Here is a 16,555-nt window from a genome sequence, read left to right as displayed (position 1 = left end):
CAGGCTCACTCCTACAAGTTGAACCGTGTCAAATCTTCTCGCTTTGCACTTGCACGTACAGCGCCCGGCCCGCACCCAGCCCGGCAATGATCGCACCAGTGCCAATGATGCCGAAGATCCAGCCCACCGCATTCCAGCCGCCGGTCCAGTCATGCACCACGCCGACCGCGAACGGCCCCATCGACGCCAGGGTGTAACCGAAGCCCTGGGACATGCTCGACAGGTTCGCCGCCACATGCGAATCCCGCGAGCGCAGCACGATCAAGGTCAACGCCAGACTGAACGTACCGCCCTGCCCCAGCCCCAGCAGAATCGCCCAGCCCCACAGTCCGTCGATTGGCGCATACAGGCAACCGAACAGACCACCGAGGGTCAGCGCCATCACCACCACGATCGCCAGGCGCTGATCCTTGCCCCGGGTCGCAAGCCACGGCGCGGCCAGGGAGCTGGCGAGCTGGATGATCACCGAACCGGACAGCACCAGGCCGGCCTGAGTCGGGGTCAGCCCTCGGCCGATCAGGATCGACGGCAACCAGCCGAACACGATGTACGCCAGCGACGATTGCAGGCCCATGTACAAAGTCACTTGCCACGCCAGTGGATCGCGCAGCAGACCTTTCACCCGATAGGCGACGTTGTGCGCGCCGTGTTTCTGCCCGACTTGCGGCAGCCAGAACAGCGCCGCCACCAGCGCCGGAATCACCCAGAAGCCCAGGCCCAATGCCCAGCTGTGGTCGAAGTGCTCGCTCAACGGCACGGTCGAACCCGCCGCCATCGCGGCGCCCAGGCACAGGGCCATGGTGTAGACGCCGGTCATGGTCCCGGCGTGTCTGGCGAAGTCACGTTTGACGATGCCCGGCAGCAGCACGCCGATAATGCCGATGCTCGCGCCACCGAGGACGCTGCCAGCGAACAGGCCGATCTCACCGAAGTTGCTGCGCACAATTATGCCGGCGGCCAGGGTCAGCAGAATCCCCAGCACCACCCGCTCGGCGCCGAAACGCCGCGCCAGAATCGGCGCCAGCGGCGCGAACAGTCCCAGGCACAACACCGGCAACGTGGTCAGCAGACCGGCCTGAGCCGCAGACAGACCAAGGCTTTTCGACACTTCGCTGAGCAGCGGCGCCATGCTCGACAGCGCCGGGCGCAGGTTCAGTGCGACCAGAATCAGCCCCAGCAGCAACAGCCACGGCCGGCGTACCAGCGGATGGCTTTGCTGCACTTGCTCGTCGTCGGCCTCGGCGTCGATCAGCAGTTCTTCGAGTTCTGCCGTGCGCTTGTGGGTTGAGAGATTTTTCTCGCTTTCAAGGTTCATTGATCAACTGCCTCGATATGGCTTTGGCCCGTTCCGGGTCGCGTTGTTCGACCGCATCGAGCAACTCGATGTGCAGGTCGAACACTTCCTGACGGCGCGGGACGATGTTCAGCGTCTGGCGCAATTGCGCGCCGACGATGCTGGAGAAATAGCGATACAACTCGCTGAGGGTGGGGTTGTGCGCGGCGTCCACCAGACGGCGGTGGAACACCAGATCGCAGGCAATGTAAGTGTCGAGATCGCCGTGGTAGTGGCTGCCGCTGGTGCCGAGTGCTTCGCGCAGGGCGAGCAGATCCTCATCGGTGCGACGCAACGCGGCCAGGCCAATCGCTTCGACTTCGAGGATGTGCCGGGTCTCGCGCGCCTGCTCCAGCGAGCAGCGTGATAACGCCTTGAGCGTGTCCATCGGATCGACCACCGCGCGCAGATAACTGCCGTCGCCCTGCCGGATTTCGATCAACCCGGAAAACGCCAGCACGCGCATGGCTTCGCGCACGGTGTTGCGGCTGATGCCCAGGTCGGCGCACAACTCAGGCTCGGTCGGCAGCCGTTCGCCGACTTGCCACACGCCATCGCTAATGCGCTGACGCAACTGATCCAGAGCCTGATCGACCAAGGATCGCTTGATCAAAGGTGAGATGTCTGTCACGGAATTCGCCCTCTCATCCAATCATAGGATGAATTTCCTGACATGGTAGTCAGCTGCGGCGCTCCACACAACCCCACGCAGGAAGGAACAACCGGGACATCAATCCTACTTGTCGAGTTGTAAAAACCGCTGACAGGCGAAGTGATTTCCCACAGTCCGCAGGAATGCTGCCGACATCACTTGCAGACGCTGGACTGCAGACTTTGGAAATTGAACCAGGGGCTTTTTGCCCCGTCATTATCCAAAGGAAGATGCACCGCTCATGGTAGAAGTCAATTTCGGCAAGCAGCACGACCGCCCTTTTGTCCTGCAGAAAAATCGCCAATTGCTCGCAGTCCGCAGCCACGCGGGAACGCAGTTGGCCCAAACGCTTTGCTGCGAATCTGCTCACGCAGCGCTGGAAGGTTGCGAGCTGTTGCTGCATGTCGAGGACGCTGATGTGCAGATTTTCAAACTGCCTGGGCACTCGGACGCATCGCAACGCAAGGCGCTGTTACGCGAATTGCCCGACGTACGCTTCGCGGGCAGCGTGCTGGTGGACCCCATCACTCAGGAGCCGGTGCTCTATACCGAAAATATCTTTTTGAAGTTCATCGACTCACTGAAAGCCACTGAGTGCATGGTCATACTTGAAGAGCTGGGCCTGATGATCAAGCAACAAGTGCCGTATGCAAAAAATGCCTTTTTTGTGCATCACCCCGCCACCCATGGCATCGAGATCTGCACCCTCACGAGTAAATGGCTGGAACGCGACGAGATCGAGTACTGCCATCCGGAGCTGCTGCGCCAGGGTCAACGCCGAGCGATCCATGCCAATCAGTGGCACCTGAAGAAAACCACCGTGACCTATCAGGTTGAAATCGATGCCAGCGCCAACGTCGAGGCCGCACATGAGCTCGCGCAGGGCGAAGGCATCGTCATCGCAGTCATCGATGACGCGTTTGATATTGACCATCCCGAATTTTCCGGAGAAGGCAAAGTTGTCGCTGCAAAGAACTTTGACCGACGTAACGCCAAAGGCGGCCCGCGCCCACTGAACGCCCTGGAACGCCACGGTACAGCCGCTGCCGGGGTGGCTTGCGCCAATGGTGAGGACGGCGCCAGCGGTGTCGCCCCCAAAGCCAGCCTGATGCCGTTGAAACTCACCAAACCCTTGGGAGCCCGCGCGGAGGCCGACGCCTTTTTCTGGGCTGCCGATCAGGGAGCCGACGTCATTTCCTGCAGCTGGGGGCCGGCTGAAGGGCATTGGGCCGACCCGGCGGACCCGCGTCACACGCAAGTGTTTCCCCTGGCCGCCAGCACACGGCTGGCAATCGAATACGCCGCCACCAAGGGCCGCAATGGCAAGGGCTGTGTGATCTTTTTTGGCGCGGGAAACGGTAACGAGTGCGCCGATAACGATGGCTATTCCAGCCACCCCCATGTCATTGCGGTAGGTGCCTGCAACGATCAGAACCGGCGCAGTGCCTACAGTGATTATGGCAAGTCACTCTGGTGCTGCTTTCCCAGCGGAGATCAGCAACACCCCGACCCGAAGTTCAAGCCTGCAACCTCGATCCCGCAGACCCGGGGCATCCGCACCACTGATTTGAGCGCAAAGTTTGCCGCCGCCACATTGCCGGCCTACACCGACGCCTTCAGCGGTACCTCCAGCGCCTGCCCCGGTGCCGCGGGCATCGCCGCGCTGGTGCTCGGCGTCAATCCCGAGCTTGATCGCTCTGCGGTACGCCAGATACTTGCCGATTGCTGCGACAAGATCGGCCACCGCGATGACGGGCCGCGCGGCCAGTACGACGAAAACGGCCACAGTCACTACTACGGGCACGGCCGACTCAACGCGCTGCGTGCCGTGCACCTGGCACTTGAACGCAAAACAAATGCGGGCTGATTCGCCCCCATGAAAAAAGCCCTGTCGGTATACCGGCAGGGCTTTTTGTCAGGCGAGCTTCTCAGGCAATCAATGCAGGATCTGGCTCAGGAACAACTTGGTACGGTCATTTTGCGGGTTGTCGAAGAAGTCGTTCGGCGCTGCCTGCTCGACGATTTCGCCCTTGTCCATGAAGATCACGCGGTTGGCCACGGTGCGGGCAAAGCCCATTTCGTGAGTCACGCAAAGCATGGTCATGCCGTCTTCAGCCAGACCGATCATGGTGTCGAGTACTTCCTTCACCATCTCCGGATCGAGCGCTGAAGTCGGTTCATCGAACAGCATGATTTTCGGTTTCATGCACAGCGCACGAGCGATCGCCACACGCTGTTGCTGACCGCCGGACAGTTGCCCCGGGAATTTATGCGCCTGCTCCGGAATGCGTACGCGCTCCAGATAATGCATGGCGATTTCCTCGGCCTTGCGCTTGGGCATCTTGCGCACCCACATCGGCGCCAGCGTGCAGTTCTGCAGGATGGTCAGGTGCGGGAACAGGTTGAAGTGCTGGAACACCATGCCGACTTCGCGGCGGATCGCTTCGATCTGCTTGAGGTCATTGGTCAGCTCCACACCATCGACCACGATGCGCCCCTGCTGGTGTTCTTCCAGACGGTTGAGGCAGCGAATGGTAGTCGATTTGCCGGAGCCCGACGGGCCGCACAGGACGATACGCTCGCCCTGTTTGACGTTGAGGTTGATGTCTTTCAGCACGTGGAACTGGCCGTACCACTTGTTCACGCCCTGCATCTGGATAATGCCTTCAGGGCCGACAGGCTTTTTGATTGCTTCGCTCATTTACAGAGAACTCCTAACGCTTGTGGCCAGTGTCGAGCTTGCGTTCCAGATGCATGGAATAGCGCGACATACCAAAACAGAAAATCCAGAACACCAGGGCGGCGAACACGTAGCCTTCAGTGGCCATGCCCAGCCATTTCGGGTCGGCAGCGGCTTGCTTGACGCTGTTGAGCAGGTCAAACAGACCGATGATGATCACCAGGCTGGTGTCCTTGAACAGCGCAATGAAGGTGTTGACGATGCCCGGAATCACCAGCTTCAGGGCTTGCGGCAGAATCACCAGACCCATGGCGCGCCAGTAACCGAGGCCCATCGCCGCAGCCGCTTCGTACTGACCTTTGGGGATCGCTTGCAGACCGCCGCGCACCACTTCGGCGACGTAGGCCGACTGGAACAGGATCACCCCGATCAGCGCCCGCAGCAGTTTGTCGAAGTTCATCCCTTCGGGCAGGAACAGCGGCAGCATCACCGAGGACATGAACAGCACGGTGATCAACGGCACGCCGCGCCAGAACTCGATGAAGGTCACGCAGACCACACGAATCGCCGGCATGTTCGAGCGACGGCCCAGCGCCAGAATGATCCCCAGCGGCAAGGCGCCGGCGATACCCACGGTGGCGATGACCAGGGTCAGCATCAGACCGCCCCACTGGCTGGTCGCCACGGCGTCGAGGCCAAACACGCCACCGTGCAGCAGGCACCAGGCGACGATCGGGTAGATCACCAGGAAGCTCAGGCCGTACACCGCTTTACGCGGGAAGCGCGAGATGAACAGTGGCGCCACGCCGATGACCGCCAGCCACACGGTCAGGTCAACACGCCAGCGCATGTCGACCGGGTAGTAGCCGTACATGAACTGGCCGAAACGCTGCTGGATGAACACCCAGCAGGCGCCGTCCTTGGTGCAGTCGGCGCGAGTGGTGCCGACCCAGTTGGCATCGACAATCGCCCAACTGAGGATCGGTGGCACGACGAGATAGATCAGATAGAACGCAAACAGGGTCAACAGGGTGTTGAGCCAGCTGGAAAACATGTTCGCGCGTATCCACGCCATCGGGCCGAAGACCTTGGCCGGCGGTGGCATGTCGGGTTTGAAAGTATGGGTTGTCATGCGCGTTTCCTCACCGCTCGATCAGCGCAATGCGCTTGTTGTACCAGTTCATCAGCAGGGAAATGCTGATACTGATCGCCAGGTACACGCTCATGGTGATGGCAATGACTTCGATCGCCTGACCGGTCTGGTTGAGCACAGTGCCGGCGAACAGCGAAACCATTTCCGGGTAACCGATACCGGCGGCCAGTGACGAGTTCTTCGCCAGGTTCAGGTATTGGCTGGTCAGCGGCGGAATGATCACCCGCAGGGCTTGTGGAATGATCACCTTGCGCAGGGTCGGGCCGTTGCGCAGGCCGAGCGAACGCGCCGCTTCGGTCTGGCCATGGCTGACCGACTTGATCCCGGAACGGACGATTTCCGCGATAAACGCTGCGGTGTACACGGTCAGGGCGAGGGTCAGCGCCAGCAGTTCCGGGATCAACACCCAGCCACCGACGAAGTTGAAACCCTTGAGCTCGGGCATTTCCCAGTGCAGCGGAGCGCCGAAGATCAGTGCGCACAAGGAAGGGATCACCAGCAGAATCGCCAGACCGGTCCAGAACTTGTGGAACGGTACGCCGGTTTCTTCAAAGCGCTTGTTGGCCCAGCGGGTCATCAGCACGATGCCGACGATCGCCACCACGACGCTGATCACGAACGCCCAGAAACCATCAGCCGCCAGCGCGGCCGGCATGTTCAGGCCACGGCTGCTGACGAAGAAGGTGTCGCCGAAGTTATGGCTGTTGCGCGGTCCCGGCATGGTCAGGAATACCGCGAAGTACCAGAACAGGATCTGCAGCAGCGGCGGAATGTTGCGGAACACTTCCACATACACGGTCGCCAGTTTGCTGATGATCCAGTTCGGCGACAGCCGCGCCACACCGATGATGAAGCCCAGCAGAGTCGCCAGAATCACACCGATGAAGGTCACCAACAGGGTATTGAGCAGGCCGATCACGAACACCCGGGCGTAGCTGTCCGCTTCGGTGTAAGAGATCAGGTGTTGAGCGATGCCGAACCCGGCACTGCGCTCCAGAAAGTCGAAACCGGAGGTGATGCCCCGGTGCTGCAGGTTGGTCTGGGTGTTGTCGAACAGATACCAGCCCATGGCGACCACCGCCACGACGGTGATGATCTGAAACAGCCACGCACGCACTCGCGGATCGCTGAGGCTGAGCCTCTGCTTTGGTGCGCCGATTGAATTTTGCATGAAGTGCCCCGGAAAAAATGGAACAAGAACATCACCCGGCGGTTGGCCCGCCGGGCGATAGAACCATTAGCGCACTGGTGGTGCGTACTGAATGCCGCCGTTGTTCCACAGGGCGTTCAAGCCGCGGTCGATTTCCAGCGGAGTGCTCTTGCCGAGGTTTTTCTCGAAGATTTCGCCGTAGTTGCCGACTTGTTTGACGATCTGCACAACCCAGTCTTTCGGCAGTTTCAGGTCTTTGCCGTACTCGCCGTCAGCGCCGAGCATACGGGCGACGTCCGGGTTCTTGGTCGACTTGGCTTCGGCTTCGACGTTCTTCGAAGTGATACCGGCTTCTTCAGCGTTGAGCAGCGCGTAGCCAACCCAGCGCACGATGGCCAGCCACTCGTCGTCGCCATTACGCACGACCGGGCCCAGCGGTTCTTTGGAAATGGTTTCCGGCAGAACCACGTAGTCCTTCGGCGATGCCAGTTTGGAGCGCTGGGCAAACAGCTGGGACTTGTCGGAGGTCAGCACGTCGCAACGACCGGATTCCAGCGACTTGGCGCTTTCATCGGAGGTGTCGAAAGTGATCGGGGTGTATTTCAGGCCGTTGCCGCGGAAGTAGTCGGAAACGTTCAGCTCGGTGGTGGTACCGGCCTGGATGCAGATGGTTGCACCGTCCAGCTCTTTGGCACTCTTCACGCCCAGCTTGTTGTTCACCAGGAAGCCGATACCGTCGTAGTAGGTAATGAAGCCCGGGAATTTCAGGCCCATGCCCGCGTCACGGGAGCTGGTCATGGTGGTGTTGCGCGACAGGATGTCGATCTCGCCCGATTGCAGCGCGGTGAAGCGCTCCTTGGCGTTCAACTGACTGAATTTGACCTTGGTCGCGTCGCCGAACACGGCAGCGGCCACAGCGCGGCAGACGTCAGCGTCGATCCCGAGGATCTTGCCGGTTGCGTCCGGTACCGAGAAGCCCGGCAGACCGTCGCTCACGCCACACTGCACGAAACCTTTCTTCTGCACGGCATCCAGGGTTGCACCCGCCTGAGCGAACCCGCTGACGCCGAGAACTGTTGCTGCAGTCACGATCGCCAGAGTGGATTTCAACATCTTCATTCAAACCTCCAGTTTTGCTCTTGTTGTGTCGGAGCTTGAGTCCTGCCGCACCCTTTTGAGGCGTTGTTGACCCGTGTTGGCTTTTTTTGGGGTCAACCGACGTAAGACCTTCGCTATGAGTCTAGTAGGAGAAAATCCACATCATGGACAACTCACTTCTCACCAATCGGCCGAACGGGCTGTAGCCCTTTCACGTTCGCTAAGCCCGTAGTGGCCATTGGCGAACATCCATAACCGGATTCTTTGCAATCCCGTCGCGGGTCGTACACTGATAGTGTTACCGCCACGCGTAGGAAGCTTCGTACAGAACCTTCCATAGCAAAGCCCGTACCACACCGCTTGCCGAATCGATTCGGCGACAGGTCAATAGCAAAACTTGTAACCTTGCGACATCTTCTTAACGGATCCACCGGACGCGCACTCGAATCACGCACTCAATGAGAGCGCCCGCACATATTTGGAGCAGACATGACCGAGCCCTTGATTCTTCAGCCTGTTAAGCCCGCAGACGCCTGCGTGATCTGGCTGCACGGCCTCGGCGCCGACCGCTACGACTTCCTCCCGGTGGCTGAAGCGCTGCAGGAAAGCCTGCTGAGTACGCGCTTCGTGCTGCCGCAGGCGCCGACTCGCCCAGTGACGATAAATGGCGGATATGCCATGCCGAGCTGGTACGACATTAAAGCCATGAGCCCGGCCCGCGCGATTGATCGTGATGAGCTGGAAGCGTCCGCCGATCGCATCATCGAATTGATCGAAAACGAGCGCGCCAGCGGAATAGACGCCTCGCGGATTTTCCTCGCCGGTTTTTCCCAGGGTGGCGCGGTGGTCTTGCACACTGCATTTTTGAAATGGCAGGGACCGTTGGGTGGCGTGTTGGCATTGTCGACGTATGCGCCGACGTTCAGTGATGATTTGCAATTGTCCGCCAGTCAGCAGCGGATTCCGGTGATGTGCCTGCACGGGCAGTTCGATAACGTGGTGCAAAACTCCATGGGCCGCAGCGCTTATGAGTACCTGAAGCACCATGGTGTCACCGTGACATGGCAGGAATACCCAATGGAGCACGAAGTGTTACCCGAAGAAATTCGTGACATCGGCGTCTGGCTGGGCGAACGCCTGCGTTGATCGTTTCAGCGCGAACGCCCCTTTGATCATCCCACTACGCCGCGCCCGTTTCTTGCATTACACTGGCCGGCGTACATTCCTTAACCAATTGATGAGATGACCGTGCTCAAAGCACTCAAGAAAATGTTCGGTAAAAGCGAGGCTGAGCAGCTCGCGCCAGTCCCCAGTGCGCCGTCGCACGCCCCCGGCCCTCGCAGCGATGCGCCCAAGGCTGAACGTCCGGCTCCGGTAGCGACACCCCAGCCCGAGCCGCAAGCCGCTATCGCCGCCGAACCGGTCCGCGCCGAAGCGCCGAAACCACCCCGGCCGCGCCGCGAACCGAAGCCCAAGGCACCGGTCATTCCCTGGAAACTCGAAGATTTCGTTGTCGAACCCCAGGAAGGCAAAACCCGCTTTCACGATTTCAAACTCGCTCCAGAACTGATGCACGCCATCCAAGACCTGGGCTTCCCGTATTGCACGCCGATCCAGGCGCAGGTGCTGGGTTTCACCCTCGCCGGAAAAGACGCCATCGGTCGCGCGCAGACCGGTACCGGCAAGACCGCCGCGTTCCTGATCTCGATCATCACTCAGTTGCTGCAGACTCCGCCGCCGAAAGAACGCTACATGGGCGAACCCCGTGCGCTGATCATCGCGCCGACCCGCGAGCTGGTGGTGCAGATCGCCAAGGACGCCGCTGACCTGACCAAGTACACCGGCCTCAACGTGATGACGTTTGTCGGCGGCATGGACTTCGACAAGCAGCTCAAGCACCTCGAAGCACGCCACTGCGACATCCTCGTCGCCACTCCGGGCCGTCTGCTCGACTTCAACCAGCGCGGCGACGTGCACCTGGACATGGTCGAAGTAATGGTGCTGGACGAAGCCGACCGCATGCTCGACATGGGCTTCATCCCGCAAGTGCGGCAGATCATTCGCCAGACTCCGCCGAAGTCCGAGCGTCAGACCCTGCTGTTCTCCGCGACCTTCACCGAAGACGTGATGAACCTGGCCAAGCAATGGACCACCGATCCGGCAATCGTCGAAATCGAAATCACCAATGTGGCCAACGAAAACGTCGAGCAGCACATCTATGCGGTGGCCGCGGCCGACAAATACAAACTGCTCTACAACCTGGTCAACGATAACGGCTGGGAACGCGTGATCGTCTTCGCCAACCGCAAGGACGAAGTGCGCCGCATCGAAGAGCGCCTGGTGCGCGACGGCATCAACGCCGCGCAACTGTCCGGCGACGTGCCGCAGCACAAGCGCATCAAGACCCTCGAAGGCTTCCGCGAAGGCAAGATCCGCGTGCTGGTGGCCACCGATGTCGCCGGTCGCGGCATCCACATCGACGGCATCAGTCACGTGATCAACTTCACCCTGCCGGAAGTGCCGGACGACTACGTACACCGCATCGGCCGTACCGGTCGCGCAGGCGCTGACGGCGTATCGATCAGCTTCGCCGGCGAGGACGACTCCTACCAGTTGCCGTCGATCGAAGAGAAACTCGGTCGCAAGATCAGCTGTGAAACACCGCCGACGCATTTGTTGCGCGCGGTTGAGCGCAAGCGTCCACAGCCGCAGTAAACGCCCCGAAAACAAAAAGCGCAGCCGGCAACGGACTGCGCTTTTTTTTGCCCGGCGTTTTCAACAGGCGCTTGCGATAGATAACTAAAAGTCCATAATGGACAAATTAGTTTAGATCCAGAATGCGGAGCCTGACATGTCCAGTACACCCTACGTGATCGACCACACCCGGGCCCGCGAGTTGCTGGCGCGCATCGACGTGCCGCAGATCCTGCGCAAACTGTTTCGCGACCTCGCCGCCGGCCACGCCGTGCAACCGGCGCAGCAACTGGTGGAGTTTCCGCAGGGCGCCGGTGACTTCATCAATTATCTGGGGGTGCTGGCCGAAGATGGCGTGTACGGGGTCAAGACTTCGCCGTACATCGTCCGCGAGCAAGGGCCGCTGGTCACGGCGTGGACACTATTGATGTCGATGAAAACCGGCCAACCGTTGTTGCTGTGCGATGCCGGTGAACTGACCACCGCGCGCACGGCCGCGACCACCGCCGTTGCAGTCGATGCCCTCGCCCCGCTGAATGCCCAACGGCTGGCAATCATCGGCAGCGGCAAGGTTGCTCAGGCGCATCTGCATTACGTGAAAGGTCTGCGCGACTGGCAGAGCATCAGCGTGTATTCGCCGAGTCTGTCTGAAGACGCTGAAACCCGGGCGCTGCTGAAGGAAATCTACCCGGGGGTGAAGATTGCCGACAGCCGCGATGTCGCCCTCACAGACGCGGACGTGATCATGCTCTGCACCTCGGCCGCCGGTCCGGTCATTGACCCGGCCACCTTGAGCAAACCGGCGCTGATCACCTCGATCAGCACCAACGCGCCACGCGCCCATGAGGTGCCGCCGCAGAGCCTGGGCGACATGCAGGTGTTCTGTGACTATCGTCTGACCACGCCGGGCTCGGCCGGTGAGATGTTGATCGCGACCGAGCAGCATGGCTGGAGCAAGGATTCGATCATCGGCGACCTTGCCGACCTGCTCAGCGAGAAAGTGCCGCGCCCCGGTTACGACCGTCACGTATTTTTCCGTTCTATTGGCCTGGGCCTGGAAGACATCGCGCTGGCGAATGCGGTTTATCTCTTAACCCACTAACACCACAAATCCCATTGTGGGAGCGGGCTTGCTCGCGAAGAGGCCGTATCAGGCGACGTATTTGCCGAATGACACACCGCCTTCGCGAGCAAGCCCCGCTCCCACAGGGGATCAGCGTATTTTCCAATATCGCGAGCAACTGGAGACCTTTCATGAGCCAGGCAGACTTCATCATCATCGGCGGCGGGATTGCCGGTGCTTCCACCGGTTTCTGGCTGTCGCCCCACGCCAAAGTGATCGTGCTCGAACGTGAATCGCACCCGGCCTACCACTCCACCGGGCGTTCGGCGGCGCTGTACTCCGCTGCGTACGGAACACCGCAGGTGCGCGCGCTGACGCTGGCCAGCCGCGAGTTTTTCGACCATCCGCCGAGCGGCTTCTGCGAGCATCCATTGCTGACGCCGCGTGGCGAAATGACCGTGGATTTCAGCGGTGACGCCGCCGAACTGAACAACCAGTACCTCAGCGCCAAAGCCACGGTGCCAGAGATGCAGTTGCTCAGCGCCGACGAAGCCTGCGCCCGTCTGCCGATCCTGCGTCGGGAAAAGGTCCACGGCGCGATCTACGACCCGACCGCCAGCGACATCGACACCGACGCCCTGCATCAGGGCTACCTGCGCGGTATCCGCCGCAACAACGGCGAGGTGCACACCGATTGCGAGGTGCTGGGCCTGAGTCGTGACGCTGACGGCCAATGGCAGGTGCAAACCAACGGTCAGACCTTCAGCGCCCCGATCATCATCAACGCCGCCGGCGCCTGGGCCGACCAGATCGGCGCGCTGGCTGGTGCTCATGCGCTGGGCCTGCAACCCAAGCGCCGCGCGGCGTTCATTTTTGCCGGGCCCGAGGGCGTCGACATTCATCACTGGCCGATGCTGGTCAGCCTCGACGAATCGTTCTACATGAAGCCCGACGCCGGGATGTTCCTCGGCTCGCCGGCCAACGCCGACCCGGTCGAACCGCATGACGTGCAACCGGAAGAGCTGGACATCGCCATGGGCATCTATCAGATCGAAGAGGCCACGACCCTGACCATCCGCCGCCCGACCCGCACCTGGGCCGGACTGCGCAGCTTTGTCGCCGACGGTGATCTGCTCAGCGGTTTCGATCCGCAGGTGCCGGGGCTGTTCTGGGTTGCGGCCCAGGGCGGTTACGGCATTCAGACTTCACCGGCCATGGGCCAGGCCAGCGCGGCATTGGTCCGTGGTCAGCCGTTGCCTGAGTCGTTGCAGCAGTTCGGCCTGACGAGCGCCATGCTCTCCCCTTCACGCCTGCGCTGACGGCCCCTGCGGATGACGCGCCCAACGGATTGCGGCACACTCGCAGCGCCCCCGTGCACGGGGGCGCTGACGCTGCCTGGAGCTCCACAAACATGACCGCCCCCGAATTCGATCCGGCCCTGGATAACTTCCGTGCCATCGCCGACGCCATCGCCACGCTGTTCTTTCCCCACGCCGAAGTGGTGCTGCACGACCTGCGCACGCAGAAGGTCGACTACATCGCCAACAACCTGTCCAAGCGCGAGATCGGCGACGACTCATCGCTTGAAGACATGCTCAGCGAGGAGGTCAGTGAGCGCAACATCGGCCCGTACGAAAAGCTCAATTGGGACGGCCAGAAGATACGCAGCCTGAGCACCGTGCTGCGCGACCGCGAAGAGCGGCCGCTGGCGGTGCTGTGCATCAACCTGAATATTTCGTTGTTTGAGAATGCCAAGGCTGCGCTGGATCTGTTCCTGTCGCCGAGCAAACTGATCCCGCAGCCGGATTCACTGTTTCGCGATGACTGGCAGGAGCGCATCAACACCTTCCTCCACGCCTGGCTGCGCGAGCGCCAGCTGAGCCTGAATCTGCTGACCCGCGATCACAAGCGCGAACTGGTGCTGGCGCTGCACGCCGAAGGCGCGTTCAAGGGCAAGAGCGCCTCGAACTATGTGGCCAATGTGCTGAACATGGGGCGAGCAACGGTGTACAAGCATTTGAAGGAATTGAAGGGCTGAAGATCTGCATTGGCAGTTCCGGCCCCTTCGCGAGCAAGCTCGCTCCCACAGGGATTTGTGAATGCCATAGATCCAATGTGGGAGCGAGCTTGCTCGCGAAAGCGGTAGATCAGTCGCCGTAGATGTCGGACTTGAAGTACTTCTCGGAAATTCTCTGATACTCGCCGCTCGCCCGAATCCCGTCGATGGCTGTGTTCAACTCGCTGACCAGCTCGGTATTGCCCTTGCGCACCGCAATCCCCGCGCCCTCGCCCACGTACTTCGGATCCTTCAGCTCCGGCCCGACAAACGCATAGCCTTTGCCGCGTGGCATCGACAGGAAATCGTTCAGCGGAATGGTGTCAGCGAAAATCGCATCGAGCCGCCCGGCCGCCAGGTCCATGTAGATTTCTTCGTTATTGCCGTAGCGCTTGACGTTGATGCCCTTGGGCTCGAACACCTCGGTGGCATAACGATCGGTGGTGGTGGCGCGCTGCACGCCGATGGTCTTGCCCTTGAGGCTGGCGTATTGATCATCGACCGTAGCGCCTTCCTTCATCACCAGTCGCGACGACGTGAAATAGTACTTGTGGGTGAAATCCACCGACTTCTTGCGGTCTTCGTTGATGGTCATCGACGACAGCGCCATGTCGATTTTCTTCACTTTCAGCGAAGGGATCAGACCATCGAACTCACCCTCGACCCACACGCACTTGACCTTCATCTGCGCGCACAGGGCATTGCCGATGTCGTAGTCGAAACCGACGATTTCGCCCTTGTCGGTTTTCGAGGCGAACGGTGGATACGCAGCCTCGATGCCGATGCGCAGGGTCTTCTCGGCGGCAAACGAGCTGGTGCACGCCAACAGGCTCAGGGCCAGACCGGTGATCAGGGGGAGTTTCTTCATGTTCGTTCTCTCGCGGGTTGTTGTTGGTTTGGCAAGACGAAGAAGAGCAGCTGGGAGCAGGGAGCTACGAGCGGCAAGATTGAAGCTTTTTGTACTTGGAAATCCATATTGGACTTATAGGTACAAGCCGTCAATTAGGGAAGAGAGTGTGTCTGCGAGGTTTTTGGTGTTACAGATGGCCCCTTCGCGAGCAAGCTCGCTCCCACATTGGATTTGGGAACGACACAGATCCAATGTGGGAGCGAGCTTGCTCGCGAAGGCGTACTGAGGGGCGCTAAAGAAATTACTTCTTCCAGCGATCCGCAGCGGCATGATCACTGTCACGCCCTTCTACCCAACGCGGACCATCGCTGGTGTTTTCTTTCTTCCAGAACGGCGCGCGGGTTTTCAGGTAATCCATGACGAAAGCGCAGGCGTCGAACGCCGCCTGGCGATGGGCGCTGGCCACGCCGACAAACACGATCGGCTCGCCCGGCTCCAGCGCGCCGATGCGGTGCAGCACTTCCAGCTTCAGCAGCGGCCAGCGTTGCTCGGCTTCGAGGGCAATCTTGCCGAGGGCTTTTTCGGTCATGCCCGGATAATGCTCGAGGAACATCCCCGCCACATCCAGCCCGTCGTTGAAGTCGCGCACGTAACCGACAAAACTCACCACCGCGCCGACACCGACATTCGCCGCGTGCATCGCGTTGACTTCAGCGCCGGGATCGAACGCTGTGGACTGCACCCGAATCGCCATGCCTCAGCCTCCGGTCACGGTGGGGAAAAACGCCACTTCGTCGCCATCGCTCACCGGCTCGTCGAGCTGGCACAGGTCTTCGTTGCGTGCGCACATCAGGTTCTGTTCGCTCAGCACTTCGGCGCTATCGCGTTGCGCGAGCAGCGCACGCACAGCGTCGACCGTGGCGAAATCGCCTTCGACCTCGACCGAGTCCACGCCCAGCGCTTCACGATAACGAGCAAAGAATTTAACCGTCAGCTTCATGGCTGCTCCGCCTGAAAGTGCCCGCTCTTGCCGCCGACCTTCTCCAGCAGACGCACGCTTTCGATAACCATGCCGCGATCCACCGCCTTGCACATGTCGTAGATGGTCAGCGCCGCGACGCTGGCGGCGGTCAGCGCTTCCATTTCCACGCCGGTCTGCCCGGACAGTTTGCAGCGAGCGACGATGCGCACGCTGTCGTCGCCCTCAGCGCTGAGTTCGACCTTGACCCCGGTCAGCATCAGCGGATGACACAGCGGGATCAGATCACTGGTTTTCTTCGCCGCCTGAATGCCGGCAATGCGCGCCACGGCAAACACGTCGCCCTTGGGATGGCCGCCGCTGACGATCATCTGCAGGGTTTCGGGGAGCATGCGCACCAGCGCTTGGGCCGTCGCCTCACGGAACGTCACGGCTTTTTCGGTGACGTCGACCATGTTGGCGCGACCTTGGGAATCGAGATGAGTCAGCACGGGATTACTCCTGATCAGGAGCAGGGATTGTAAACCTGTGGGTCAAATTTCCGCATCACTGATTATGAAATCACCACTATCCCCTGTGGGATCGGGCTTGCTCGCGAATGCCGTGTATCAGGCACACATTGGGTGGCTGACACACAGCATTCGCGAGCAAGCCCGCTCCCACATTGGGTTATGGGTTCATTGTCTAGTCCTGAAATAGGTTTACACCTGTTTCACCCTGACGCCCGATGCACCGCATCGGGCGTTTTGTATTTCAAAGACAGGTGCGGACGCTCACCGTTGTAGATCGATACCGACTCACTCACCATCTTCTTCGCCTGCGTTAAATCCTGTGGTCGCTGGAGCAT

Annotated in this window: 17 protein-coding genes; 6 read left to right on the top strand and 11 right to left on the bottom strand. The window is 60.5% G+C overall.

The window, feature by feature from the left end; genetic code table 11:
* Positions 1 to 28 precede the first annotated feature (28 nt).
* Both CKW11_RS15825 and CKW11_RS15820 read right to left on the bottom strand, forming a co-directional pair.
* Positions 29 to 1,315, bottom strand: coding sequence for a CynX/NimT family MFS transporter (locus CKW11_RS15825; RefSeq protein ID WP_095138262.1), 1,287 nt, complete (start codon positions 1,313 to 1,315; stop codon positions 29 to 31).
* A complete protein-coding gene (locus CKW11_RS15820; RefSeq protein WP_095138261.1) occupies positions 1,305 to 1,964 on the bottom strand; it encodes a FadR/GntR family transcriptional regulator in 660 nt (219 codons plus the stop codon). Before CKW11_RS15820 ends, CKW11_RS15825 begins: the two co-directional genes overlap by 11 nt.
* A gap of 262 nt (positions 1,965 to 2,226) precedes the next feature.
* On the opposite strand from CKW11_RS15820, the gene CKW11_RS15815 reads away from it, so the two are divergent.
* Entirely contained in the window at positions 2,227 to 3,852 is a 1,626-nt protein-coding gene (locus CKW11_RS15815; RefSeq protein WP_095138260.1) for a S8 family serine peptidase, read from the top strand.
* A 69-nt stretch (positions 3,853 to 3,921) separates the two neighbouring features.
* Here the strand turns inward: CKW11_RS15815 and CKW11_RS15810 are convergent, their stop codons facing one another.
* The 4 genes from CKW11_RS15810 to CKW11_RS15795 all read right to left on the bottom strand — a co-directional run bounded on the left by CKW11_RS15810 (position 3,922) and on the right by CKW11_RS15795 (position 8,087).
* Positions 3,922 to 4,686: an amino acid ABC transporter ATP-binding protein gene (locus tag CKW11_RS15810; protein WP_003221897.1), complete on the bottom strand. Its 765-nt coding sequence runs from the start codon at positions 4,684 to 4,686 to the stop codon at positions 3,922 to 3,924.
* A 13-nt stretch (positions 4,687 to 4,699) separates the two neighbouring features.
* A complete protein-coding gene (locus tag CKW11_RS15805; protein ID WP_095138259.1) occupies positions 4,700 to 5,797 on the bottom strand; it encodes an amino acid ABC transporter permease in 1,098 nt (365 codons plus the stop codon).
* Positions 5,798 to 5,807: 10 nt separating this feature from the next.
* Positions 5,808 to 6,989, bottom strand: coding sequence for an amino acid ABC transporter permease (locus CKW11_RS15800; RefSeq protein ID WP_095138258.1), 1,182 nt, complete (start codon positions 6,987 to 6,989; stop codon positions 5,808 to 5,810).
* 66 nt (positions 6,990 to 7,055) lie between these two features.
* On the bottom strand, positions 7,056 to 8,087 hold the full coding sequence (locus tag CKW11_RS15795; protein WP_095050968.1) for an amino acid ABC transporter substrate-binding protein: 1,032 nt from the start codon (positions 8,085 to 8,087) through the stop codon (positions 7,056 to 7,058).
* Positions 8,088 to 8,555: 468 nt separating this feature from the next.
* Here CKW11_RS15795 and CKW11_RS15790 point away from each other — a divergent pair, with 468 nt between their 5' ends.
* From CKW11_RS15790 to CKW11_RS15770, 5 genes are all read left to right on the top strand, one after another.
* Positions 8,556 to 9,212 (top strand): alpha/beta hydrolase, encoded by a 657-nt coding sequence (locus CKW11_RS15790; protein ID WP_095138257.1) that lies wholly within the window; start codon positions 8,556 to 8,558, stop codon positions 9,210 to 9,212.
* A gap of 96 nt (positions 9,213 to 9,308) precedes the next feature.
* Positions 9,309 to 10,781: an ATP-dependent RNA helicase RhlB gene (gene rhlB / locus CKW11_RS15785; RefSeq protein WP_095138256.1), complete on the top strand. Its 1,473-nt coding sequence runs from the start codon at positions 9,309 to 9,311 to the stop codon at positions 10,779 to 10,781.
* Between the two features lie 136 nt (positions 10,782 to 10,917).
* Positions 10,918 to 11,862 (top strand): ornithine cyclodeaminase family protein, encoded by a 945-nt coding sequence (locus CKW11_RS15780; RefSeq protein WP_095138255.1) that lies wholly within the window; start codon positions 10,918 to 10,920, stop codon positions 11,860 to 11,862.
* Between the two features lie 152 nt (positions 11,863 to 12,014).
* Complete coding sequence (locus CKW11_RS15775) at positions 12,015 to 13,142, top strand: FAD-binding oxidoreductase (RefSeq protein ID WP_095138254.1); 1,128 nt, start codon at positions 12,015 to 12,017, stop codon at positions 13,140 to 13,142.
* A 92-nt stretch (positions 13,143 to 13,234) separates the two neighbouring features.
* Positions 13,235 to 13,861, top strand: coding sequence for a transcriptional regulator (locus CKW11_RS15770; RefSeq protein WP_095138253.1), 627 nt, complete (start codon positions 13,235 to 13,237; stop codon positions 13,859 to 13,861).
* A gap of 109 nt (positions 13,862 to 13,970) precedes the next feature.
* On the opposite strand, the gene CKW11_RS15765 is transcribed toward CKW11_RS15770, so the two are convergent.
* From CKW11_RS15765 to CKW11_RS15745, 5 genes are all read right to left on the bottom strand, one after another.
* Complete coding sequence (locus CKW11_RS15765) at positions 13,971 to 14,747, bottom strand: ABC transporter substrate-binding protein (RefSeq protein ID WP_095138252.1); 777 nt, start codon at positions 14,745 to 14,747, stop codon at positions 13,971 to 13,973.
* 283 nt (positions 14,748 to 15,030) lie between these two features.
* The gene (gene moaE, locus CKW11_RS15760) at positions 15,031 to 15,483 is read right to left on the bottom strand and encodes a molybdopterin synthase catalytic subunit MoaE (protein ID WP_095138251.1); all 453 of its coding nucleotides are present in this window, start codon (positions 15,481 to 15,483) and stop codon (positions 15,031 to 15,033) included.
* Positions 15,484 to 15,486: 3 nt separating this feature from the next.
* The gene (moaD, locus tag CKW11_RS15755) at positions 15,487 to 15,729 is read right to left on the bottom strand and encodes a molybdopterin converting factor subunit 1 (protein ID WP_095138250.1); all 243 of its coding nucleotides are present in this window, start codon (positions 15,727 to 15,729) and stop codon (positions 15,487 to 15,489) included.
* Complete coding sequence (gene moaC / locus CKW11_RS15750; RefSeq protein WP_095138249.1) at positions 15,726 to 16,199, bottom strand: cyclic pyranopterin monophosphate synthase MoaC; 474 nt, start codon at positions 16,197 to 16,199, stop codon at positions 15,726 to 15,728. The genes moaD and moaC overlap by 4 nt, the downstream gene beginning before the upstream one ends.
* Before the next feature lie 221 nt (positions 16,200 to 16,420).
* On the bottom strand, positions 16,421 to 16,555 hold a 135-nt coding region (locus tag CKW11_RS15745; RefSeq protein WP_143499931.1), incomplete at its 5' end, for an integrase core domain-containing protein.

The sequence above is a fragment of the Pseudomonas sp. Irchel s3a10 genome (assembly GCF_900187525.1).
GTDB classification, from domain to species: Bacteria; Pseudomonadota; Gammaproteobacteria; order Pseudomonadales; family Pseudomonadaceae; genus Aquipseudomonas; species Aquipseudomonas koreensis_G.
This window is presented reverse-complemented; position numbering and strand designations above follow the sequence as displayed.

Excerpts from the sequence above, each read along its gene's own strand:
- CKW11_RS15825 (WP_095138262.1), bottom strand. The coding sequence starts at position 1,315 with ATGAACCTTGAAAGCGAGAAAAATCTCTCAACCCACAAGCGCACGGCA.
- CKW11_RS15815 (WP_095138260.1), top strand. The coding sequence starts at position 2,227 with ATGGTAGAAGTCAATTTCGGCAAGCAGCACGACCGCCCTTTTGTCCTG.
- CKW11_RS15810 (WP_003221897.1), bottom strand. The coding sequence starts at position 4,686 with ATGAGCGAAGCAATCAAAAAGCCTGTCGGCCCTGAAGGCATTATCCAG.
- CKW11_RS15805 (WP_095138259.1), bottom strand. The coding sequence starts at position 5,797 with ATGACAACCCATACTTTCAAACCCGACATGCCACCGCCGGCCAAGGTC.
- CKW11_RS15800 (WP_095138258.1), bottom strand. The coding sequence starts at position 6,989 with ATGCAAAATTCAATCGGCGCACCAAAGCAGAGGCTCAGCCTCAGCGAT.
- CKW11_RS15795 (WP_095050968.1), bottom strand. The coding sequence starts at position 8,087 with ATGAAGATGTTGAAATCCACTCTGGCGATCGTGACTGCAGCAACAGTT.
- CKW11_RS15790 (WP_095138257.1), top strand. The coding sequence starts at position 8,556 with ATGACCGAGCCCTTGATTCTTCAGCCTGTTAAGCCCGCAGACGCCTGC.
- rhlB (WP_095138256.1), top strand. The coding sequence starts at position 9,309 with ATGACCGTGCTCAAAGCACTCAAGAAAATGTTCGGTAAAAGCGAGGCT.
- CKW11_RS15780 (WP_095138255.1), top strand. The coding sequence starts at position 10,918 with ATGTCCAGTACACCCTACGTGATCGACCACACCCGGGCCCGCGAGTTG.
- CKW11_RS15775 (WP_095138254.1), top strand. The coding sequence starts at position 12,015 with ATGAGCCAGGCAGACTTCATCATCATCGGCGGCGGGATTGCCGGTGCT.
- CKW11_RS15770 (WP_095138253.1), top strand. The coding sequence starts at position 13,235 with ATGACCGCCCCCGAATTCGATCCGGCCCTGGATAACTTCCGTGCCATC.
- CKW11_RS15765 (WP_095138252.1), bottom strand. The coding sequence starts at position 14,747 with ATGAAGAAACTCCCCCTGATCACCGGTCTGGCCCTGAGCCTGTTGGCG.
- moaE (WP_095138251.1), bottom strand. The coding sequence starts at position 15,483 with ATGGCGATTCGGGTGCAGTCCACAGCGTTCGATCCCGGCGCTGAAGTC.
- moaD (WP_095138250.1), bottom strand. The coding sequence starts at position 15,729 with ATGAAGCTGACGGTTAAATTCTTTGCTCGTTATCGTGAAGCGCTGGGC.